Consider the following 8,850-nt stretch of genomic DNA (forward strand, 5'->3'; position numbering starts at 1 on the left):
GACCTGCCCCCCTTCCCCGCCGGGGTCCCGCGACGGACAGGGCGCTGGGGCGAATGCCCCCGCCGCGCGGGCCCCTCGATGGGGCCTGCGCGGCGTTCCCCCTTGCGGCTTCGCGCGTCTCCCGAACGGACCGAGACATAAGCTCCGCCTCGCCGCCCCGAGCCTGAACCAGACAGACCCGGATCAATTCCCGGGCAGAATGGTCCCGGATCGCATATTCCGGCAGCAACAGATAAAATCCTGAAATTTTCCGATATGCGGAACTTCAATACAGTCATTATTCCGTATTCAGAAATACATGTGAGGAAAACATACGCATGACAGAACTTGGACAGATCGAAAAACGGATCCTTCTGCTCTTACAGATGGACGGGCGGATGCCGCTTTCCGAAATCGCGCGGCGGGCGGAGGTTTCCGAACCCACCGTGCGCAAGAAGATGGCGGCGATGACCGAAAGCGGCCTGCTCAAGGTCGCGGCCATCGTCGATCCCGCCTGTCTGGGCTACGAGGCGGCGGCGATCATCGGCATCGACGTGGACCGCCCCCGCATCGCCGAGGTCGCGCAGAAGCTGGCGTCCTATCCCTTCGTCGACAGCGTCTCGGTCACCACCGGACCGTGGGACATCATGATCCGCGCCTTCTTCGAAACGGTGCGCGACCTGCATGATTTCGTCTTCGTCGAGCTGGGCGCGGTCGAGGGCATCCGGGATTCGCAAAGCCATCTCGTCATGCGTTCCTACAAGTTCGAGGGCCTGCGCGGTGTCGCCGGCATGGCCGAAACGCCTCCCTTCCCTGCAACAGACTGACCACAGGACCAGACATGCCCCAACCCTTCCATCTTTCCTACTTCCTGCAAGGCTCCAGCGTGCATGCCTGGGGCGCGCCCTTCATCGGCACGATCGGACAGGACTGGAAAAGCGCCAGCTTCTTCCGGGAACTGGCGCAGAACCTCGAACGCGCCTGTTTCGACTATCTGCTGATCGAGGATTCGATCTATGTGGGCGAAAACTGGCAGGGCAAGCGCGACATCTTCCTGAAGAACGGGCTGTGCATCCCGCGGCAGGAGCCTTCTGTCGTGGCGACGCTGCTGGCCGCGTCCACAACCCGGCTCGGCATCGTGCCGACGCTGTCGACCTTCGCCTATCATCCCTACCTCACGGCGCGGATCACCGGCTCGATCGACCAGATCTCGAACGGGCGCGCGGGGTGGAACATGGTCACCGGATCGTCCGACCTCGCCGCGCAGAATTTCGGCATGGATGCGATGCCCGAACATGATCTGCGCTATGAAATGGCCGAGGAATATGTGGAAATCGTCAAGCGCCTGTGGAATTCGTGGGAGCCGGATGCCCAAGTCGGCGGCCTGACGGCGGGTGAGGAAACGGGTGTCCTCTTCGATCCGGACAAGGTGCATACCATCGACTACACGGGGGAATACTACGCCTCGCGCGGGCCGCTGAATTCCGGCCCGACGGTGCAGCATCCGCCGGTGATCGCGCAGGCGGGCGGCTCGAAACCCGGGATGGCCTTTGCCGCGCGCCATGCGGATACGATCGTCGCCGCGCCGAACAGCCCCGAGGCGATGCGCGACTACCGCACGGAAATCCGCCGCCAGATGGTGGCGAACGGCCGCGATCCGAACCATTGCAAGGTGCTGTTCCTCGCCTCGCCCATCGTCGCCGAAACCGAGGAGCAGGCGCAGTATCTGCTGGAACAGCGCCGCGTCAGCGCCGAAAAGAACATCGACCTGCGGCTCGCCCGGCTTGGCTGGCACACGAACATCGACTTTTCGGATTTCGACCTCGATCAGCCGGTGGGCGAGCTGACGACGAATGGGCACCAAAGCTCGCTGCGGAACTTCCTGATGCGCGCGGGCAAAAGCACCCTGCGCGAGGCGGTCATCGACAATTCGGTCAAGGGCTATGGCGTCAATCTGGTCGGCACGCCCGAAACCGTCGCCTGCCAGATGGCCGAGGCGATGGAAACCGCGGGCGGCGACGGCTTCCTGATCGAACTGGGCGATCTGTCGCGCCGTTCCCTCGCCACCCTGACGGACGGGCTGGTGCCCGCCCTGCAGCGCAAGGGCCTGATGCGGCGCAGATACGAATTCGAGCATCTGCGCGACAACCTGCTGTCCTTCTGAAACGGCAGCGGCCCTTTGCAACCGTTCAGCTGAGGCGCTCTTCCAGATGCGCCTCAAGCTTTTCCAGCGACCGGCCGCGGGTTTCGGGCACCACGCGGATCACGAAGATCAGCGACAGCACGTTGATCGCCGCGAAAAGGAAAAAGGTGCCCGATCCGAACAGATGCAGCAGCACCGGGAAACAGAAGGCCACGGTCGCGTTGAACAGCCACTGCACGGCGATGGCGAGCCCGGCGATCAGCCCGCGCACCCGCTGCGGGAACAGCTCGGACATCATCAGCCAGTAGACGGTGGCGATCATCCCCTGATGGAAGAACAGGAAGACGAGGATCGACGCCAGCGCCAGATAGCTCCGCACAAGGCCCGGGGTCACCAGCTCCAGCACCAGCCCGATGGCAAGCTGCGCCGCGATGACGCCGGTCAGCCCCACCATCAGCATCCGGCGGCGCGGATGGCGCGTGATGAACCAGATGCCCAAGGCCGTGGCGACGACGGAAACGACTCCGTTGGCGATGGTGGCGCGGATGGCGCGTGATGAACCAGATGCCCAAGGCCGTGGCGACGACGGAAACGACTCCGTTGGCGATGGTGGCGGTCAGCGCCGCCTCGGTGCCAAGGCCGGTGGATTGCAGGATGATCGGGGTGAAATACATGAAGGCGTTGACGCCGGTGAACTGGATCACGAAGCCCAGTCCGATCCCGATCAGCAGCAGGCTGCGGATCCACGGCTCCTTCAGATGGGACCAGCTGGCCGCCTGTTCGCCATCGGGCGTCGCCGCGACCATGGCCGCCAGTTCGCGCTCGCGCGTTTCCTCATCCTGACGGATGCGGCTCAGGATCCTGCGCGCCTCGTCCTCGCGATTGTGCAGTGCAAGCCAGCGCGGCGATTCCGGCACGGTCAGCATGCCCAGCCACAGCAGCGCCGCCGGCACCGCCGCCACCGCCAGCATGATGCGCCAGACACCGTGATCGTTGATCGTGATCGCCAGAACCGCGCTAGCGACATAGGCGATGAGCTGGCCCGAGACGATCATCATCTCGGTCCGGGTGACAAGCCGGGCGCGCCGGTTGGCCGGTGCCATCTCGGCGATGAAGACCGGAACGACGGCCGAGGCGCCGCCGACCCCCAGCCCCAGCAGGAACCGCATCAGCACCATCACCGGGACATCGGGCGCCCAGGCCGTGCCGAGCGCGCCGAAAAAGAAGATGAACGCCAGCACCAGCAGCGCCCTGCGCCGGCCGTAGCGATCCGAAAAGCGGCCCGCGATCAGCGATCCGATCGCCGCACCGAAAATCAGCGACGAGGTGACAAGCCCCTCGGTGACGGGATTCAGTCCCAACCCGCCCTCTGACGGGTTCAGCGTCATATAGGGCAGCGCGCCCGCGATGACCCCGGTATCATATCCGAACGCGAGCGACCCCATCGTCGCCACTGCCGTGATCAGCAGCACGAAACGATATTCGTCGCTTTTCGGTTTGGAAGGGATGGGTGAATTGTAATCGGTCTTCGGCTCCGTTTCGGAAATATTCATATCGATATCTGAGCGTCCTTCTGTCGGTCGATTGTTTGTCCGGATGCCCTTCAGCCAGTCGTCTTGGAATCCTCTCCGTCCCCGGAGAGAACATATGGCGCCGTAAGGGCATGATATGATTGTCGAATCCCCCAAGCCGCGATCAATCCAAAGATGATGCAGCCACACACCCGGACAAGATCATGCCGGGCATCCAAGGGGGAACGTTGATTGACGGGACTCAGGGTAACGTCGCGTCCCCCGAGGGTCAACCCGATCGCCGACCAGCGCCGCAGGCCCCCGAATCCGCGGCGCTGCTACCCGGCGATGGCCCCGCGCGCCCCTGAACCAGCCTCCCATGAGTGCGCTGCGGAACCGCCCAGAGCGCCCTCCCTGCCATCATCTTTCCATAAATATCCCGGGGGTGAGCGCGGAACGCGCGAGGGGGCTGGCCCCCTGCTGCCCCTCCATACGCGCGCATTTCGGTTTTGAAGGCCCATCCGCCAGCCCGATGATACCGGATGACCGACATGACCCGATCCCGCGCCGCCACAAACCTCCCCGCCCGCCAGACCTGAACGCATCCGTCAAGTTAGCTATGACGAGATCGCGGTTCACAAACCCCCGGACTGCTTCTAAGCCTCGGATGTCCCGGCCTGACTCACCGGATCGGGATGTATCTTCCGACCCGGCGCCGGGATCCGGAAGCAGGACCAACACCAACCGATCAGGAGCCGGAACGTGCCGAACAAGGAAATCGAGGTTCTCACAAAGCGCAGAACCCATTACGCGCTGTCGAATACCCTGCCGCTGCCCGCTGCCGAAGTGGATGCGCTGATCCGCGAAGCGATCCGCCTCGCGCCGTCGTCGTTCAACTCGCAAAGCTCGCGGGCCGTCATCCTGTTCGGCGCGGAAAGCGTGAAGCTGTGGAACATCATCCGCGAAACCCTGCGCAAGATCGTTCCGGCGGAGGCCTTCGCCTCGACCGACAAGAAGATGGACAGCTTCGCCGCCGGCGCGGGAACCGTGCTGTTCTTCGAGGACAGCGACACGATCGCCAAACTGCAGGAACAGTATCCGCTCTATGCCGACAACTTCCCGATCTTCTCGGAACAATCGGCGGGGATGGCGCAGCTTGCGGTCTGGTCGGCACTGTCCGAAGCCGGGATCGGTGGCAGCCTGCAACACTACAACCCGCTGCCGGATATGGAGATCGCCGCGACCTGGGACCTGCCCGCCTCGTGGAAGCTGCGCGCGCAGATGCCCTTCGGCGTGCCGGTGGCGGAGCCGGGGCCGAAATCCTTCGTCGACGACGCGACCCGCTTCAAGACCTTCGGCTGAGGCCGACAGGAGGATGCCGTCCATCGGCGTCCTCCACGTCGTCTTCGCGGAAATCGCCCGGCTAGGGCAGCAGCGCGGGTTCCAGCACCCGCACCGTCGGCTGGCGCGGCAGGGTATCAAGCGAAAGTTCGGTGAAGCTGACGCCCTGCCTCTCGATCAGGAAATCCTCCTGCATCCCGTCCAGAAACCGCTCCAGCCGCTGTCCGCTGAACCAGTGCATCGGGATCACCACCGAGGCGCGCAGCCGTTTCATCACCCGGATCATCGACGGCTGGTCCAGTGTCACCGTCCCGTCCACCGGCGCGAACACCACGTCGAGCCGCCCGATCCGCGCATATTGCGCGGGCGTGGGTTCGTGATGCAGATGGCTGAGATGGCCGATGCACAGGCCCGCCGCCTCGAAGATGAAGATCGAATTGCCGTCCGGCTCGACCCCCTCGGTGCCATAGTAGCGGATGTCCGTGGTGACATTGCGCACCAGCATCGCGCCAAGGTCCAGTCGGTGCTCCGCCGGTTGGCCGGCCTCGGGCCAGCCGCGCAGCACATGCGGGATGCGCGGATCGGGCCGGTCGGTCCAGTGCGTGCTGTGCGCGTGGTTCATCGTGACCACATCCGGCACGACATCCGCCCCGCCGAGCCATCCGGTGTAATCCGTCACCGCCGTCACGTTCCCCGATGCCTCGATGGCGAAGGTCGCGTGGTCGATATAGGAAATCCGCACGCTGTCCTGCGCGACGGGATCGCCGAACCCCGCAGGCCAGACCCGCTCGGGCCCCGTCTGCACCGGACCGGCAAGCGCGATGCAATGGCTGGGAATGCGGTCCTGCGCCGCGACGGCCGAAGCCACGGCCATTCCCGCAAGCAAGGCGGCGCCGAACACCCCGGCCCGAAGGCGCGCAATCCGTTCCGGCCTGATCGCTATCGCCATTCCGCCATCCCCGTCTGCATCACCTCCGGGATCATGCCCCGAAATGGGGATTCGGACCAGCCCGCCCTGCCCCTGCGTAAACTTTTCCGGCCGCGGCGGCGTATTGTGCCGAAATCGCCCGCCCTACCCCAAAGTTTCACGCTCATGCGGCCAAAGCCCGGCTCCTTCGCCGCGCCGCGGTCTTGCCCATCCCCCGCCGAACCCATACGGTGGCCGAAATCGAAAGCCCACGATACATGCCTTCCGCCAGCCGCTATCACGCCGCCCGCCGAGTCCTCTCCCACTTCTATCATATCCGCATGCGGGCAAAGCTGCGGAATATCGCGCTGCCTTCCGGGGGCGGGAAGATCACCGAAATCAGCCTGAGGGATGGCTTCATCACGCTCAGCGGGCAGGCCTCGCAGCCGTTCCGGCTGGTCAGCGACCGGGCCAGCGCCAGTCTTTTCCCCCGGCAGGACGGACAGTTTCAGGCCGTGCTCGAAGGGGCGCGCTACCTGACCATCGCCGATGCCGCGCAGGACGGCGAGACGGTGACGTTCCTCCTCGGCCGCCGCCGCGATCATGTTCTGGCGGCCCTGCGCTGCGCGACGGTCCTTGCGGCCTTTCCGCTGCAACATCATCGCGATCTGCGCGCCTATTTCCTGCGTGGCGACAGCGAGGCGGGTGACAGGCTGGAACGCAGCCTGCTGCCGATCCTCGCGCCCGCGGGCGGGATTCCGGTCCCGCGTGGGGCGACCGGGCTGCCGCCCGCGCCCCGCCCCGCGCCGCCCGTGCCGCAGGACAGGCCGGCCATCGTCATCCTGCCGGTCTACAATGCCGCCGATCTGGTGCGGGAATGCCTCGACCACCTCGGCCGGAACACCACCTGCCCGCATCGCGTCCTGATCATCGACGACGCCTCGCCGGATCCGGTCATCCGGCCCCTGCTCGAGGCATGGGTCGCCGCCCATCCGCAGGCGGAGCTGTTGCGCAATCCGGAAAACCTCGGCTTCGTCGGCACGGTGAACCGCGGGCTTGCCCATGCGGCGGGGCATGATGTCGTGCTTCTGAACTCGGATGCGATGGTGCCGCCCGGCTGGCTCGAACGGCTGCTGCGCGCCTTGCACGAGAATGACGAGATCGCCTCGGTCACCCCCCTGTCCAACGACGCCGAGATTTTCGCCGCGCCGGTCGAATGCCGCCCCCGCATCCTCGCCCCCGGCGAGGCGGAGGCCGCGGACCGCATGGCCGCCCGCCTCGACGGCACCGTCGCATGGGCCGAGGCACCGACCGGCGTCGGCTTCTGCATGGCGATGCGCCGTGAATGGCTGGAACGGCTGCCGCAGCTCGACACGATCTTCGGCCGCGGCTACGGCGAGGAGGTCGACTGGTGCCGCCGCACGGCGGCCCTTGGCGCGCGCCATGTCGGCACGGGAACGCTGTTCGTCGAACACCGCTCCGGCAGTTCCTTTGGCGATGAAAAGCCCGCGCGGGTGCAGGCCAACAACCGGATCATCTCGGCCCGTTATCCCGGCTATGACCTGATGGTGCAGCAGTTCCGCGACCGCGATCCGCTGGCGGGGCCGCGCCTTGCCGTCGGGCTGGCGCTGCTGGCGGGGCGGCGGGACCGGCCTGAGCGGGGCTTTCCGGTCTGGCTGGCGCATCGCTGGGGTGGCGGGGCCGAGCTGTGGCTGAACGGCCAGATCGCCGAGGACATCGCGCAGGAAAACGGCGCGCTGGTGCTGCGCGATGCGAGCGAGGAAAGGGATGCCCCCGAAGGCGCTGTGCTGGCCGAGCTGCATTCCGCCGAGGGGATCACCCGCGTCATCCTTGAAGGCGAGGACATGGCCCGCCTGCTGGCGCAGATCCCGGTGCCGCTGGCGATCGGCTATTCCTGCCTTGCGGGCGCGCGCGATCCACTGGGCTTCATGCGCCGTCTGGACGAAACACTGACGCTTCGCGCCCGTGACGGCGACAGCTTGACCTTCCTGTTCCACGATTACCTGCCGCTGTGTCCCTCCTACACGCTGATGGGGGCGAACCGGCAATATTGCGGGCTGCCGGGGCCGGAGGCGTGCCAGAAATGCTATGCCGCGCTGCCGGTGACCTCCGGCCGGCGTCCGGCGCGGATCGCCGAGTGGCGCGCCGAATGGCTGCGGCTTGCCCGGCGGGCGCGGGAGATCATCGTCTTCTCGGCGGACAGCCGGCGGCATGTGGAAACCGTCTGGCCCGAGCTGGCGCCGAAAATCCGTCTCGCGCCGCACGAGGCCGGGCATCTGCCGCCACCCGTCGCACCGGGCGGATCGGCCGCGCTGACCGTCGGGGTTCTGGGGGCCATCGGCTACAACAAGGGCGCGGCGATCCTGCGCGATCTGGCGGCGCGGACGGGAAAGAGCTTCCGGCTGGTGCTGATCGGCAAGATCGACCCCGCCTATGCCCATCCCGGCATGACGATCCACGGCCCCTATCAGCGCGACGAGATCGCCGAGCTGGCGCGCCGCTATGCGCTGGATTGCTGGTTCCTGCCCTCGATCTGGCCCGAGACATTTTCCTATACCGTCCACGAATGTCTGGCGACGGGGCTGCCGGTTCTGGGCTTCGATCTGGGCGCGCAGGGCGACAGCCTCAGGCAGGCCCCGAACGGGCTCGTCCTGCCGCTCGGCACGCCGCTGACGCCCGAATTGTTCGCCCAATCCCTGGGCCGCGATCCCTTGGCTGCCGTTGCGGCGGGGAAATCGGCGGCCAGACCGGCCCCGCATGACAATTAGGCTCTTTGTGGTCGCGATGCTACGAAGTCTTTACGAACCATCCCCAACATGATCCCGACGGCGATATTCGCTTGCGCATATGCCGCATAGCAGCAAGAAATAATCCCATCAGGGTATCCGTATGAACCGGCAGGGTAGTTAACGCATGACGATGGAATTCATTGATGTCCCGGACATTTC

General features: G+C 65.8%; 6 protein-coding genes and 1 pseudogene. 4 read left to right on the plus strand and 3 right to left on the minus strand.

All coding sequences use genetic code 11. The features are described from left to right. Nucleotides 1-317: 317 nt before the first annotated feature. Together D2T30_RS17710 and D2T30_RS17715 are read left to right on the plus strand one after the other, a co-directional pair. A complete protein-coding gene (locus D2T30_RS17710; protein ID WP_128209984.1) occupies nucleotides 318-806 on the plus strand; it encodes an Lrp/AsnC family transcriptional regulator in 489 nt (162 codons plus the stop codon). A gap of 14 nt (nucleotides 807-820) precedes the next feature. Next, nucleotides 821-2,143 carry an NtaA/DmoA family FMN-dependent monooxygenase gene (locus tag D2T30_RS17715; protein WP_128209985.1) on the plus strand — a complete coding sequence of 441 codons (1,323 nt, stop codon included), beginning with the start codon at nucleotides 821-823 and terminating at the stop codon, nucleotides 2,141-2,143. A gap of 25 nt (nucleotides 2,144-2,168) precedes the next feature. Here D2T30_RS17715 and D2T30_RS23705 read toward each other — a convergent pair whose 3' ends face one another. Together D2T30_RS23705 and D2T30_RS24160 are read right to left on the minus strand one after the other, a co-directional pair. Then, entirely contained in the window at nucleotides 2,169-2,621 is a 453-nt protein-coding gene (locus D2T30_RS23705; protein WP_241651325.1) for an MFS transporter, read from the minus strand. Nucleotides 2,622-2,721: 100 nt separating this feature from the next. Beyond that, nucleotides 2,722-3,675 (minus strand): annotated as a pseudogene (locus D2T30_RS24160) (MFS transporter); the annotation flags it as partial. A gap of 720 nt (nucleotides 3,676-4,395) precedes the next feature. Between D2T30_RS24160 and D2T30_RS17725 the strand changes: the two are divergent. Further along, nucleotides 4,396-4,995 (plus strand): nitroreductase family protein, encoded by a 600-nt coding sequence (locus D2T30_RS17725; RefSeq protein ID WP_128182883.1) that lies wholly within the window; start codon nucleotides 4,396-4,398, stop codon nucleotides 4,993-4,995. 61 nt (nucleotides 4,996-5,056) lie between these two features. Here the strand turns inward: D2T30_RS17725 and D2T30_RS17730 are convergent, their stop codons facing one another. After that, nucleotides 5,057-5,848 carry an MBL fold metallo-hydrolase gene (locus tag D2T30_RS17730; RefSeq protein WP_128210000.1) on the minus strand — a complete coding sequence of 264 codons (792 nt, stop codon included), beginning with the start codon at nucleotides 5,846-5,848 and terminating at the stop codon, nucleotides 5,057-5,059. A gap of 374 nt (nucleotides 5,849-6,222) precedes the next feature. On the opposite strand from D2T30_RS17730, the gene D2T30_RS17735 reads away from it, so the two are divergent. Continuing rightward, nucleotides 6,223-8,670: a glycosyltransferase family 2 protein gene (locus D2T30_RS17735; RefSeq protein ID WP_164884351.1), complete on the plus strand. Its 2,448-nt coding sequence runs from the start codon at nucleotides 6,223-6,225 to the stop codon at nucleotides 8,668-8,670. Nucleotides 8,671-8,850: the final 180 nt, after the last annotated feature.

Source organism: Paenirhodobacter populi (assembly GCF_004022215.1).
GTDB classification, from domain to species: domain Bacteria; phylum Pseudomonadota; class Alphaproteobacteria; order Rhodobacterales; family Rhodobacteraceae; genus Rhodobacter; species Rhodobacter populi.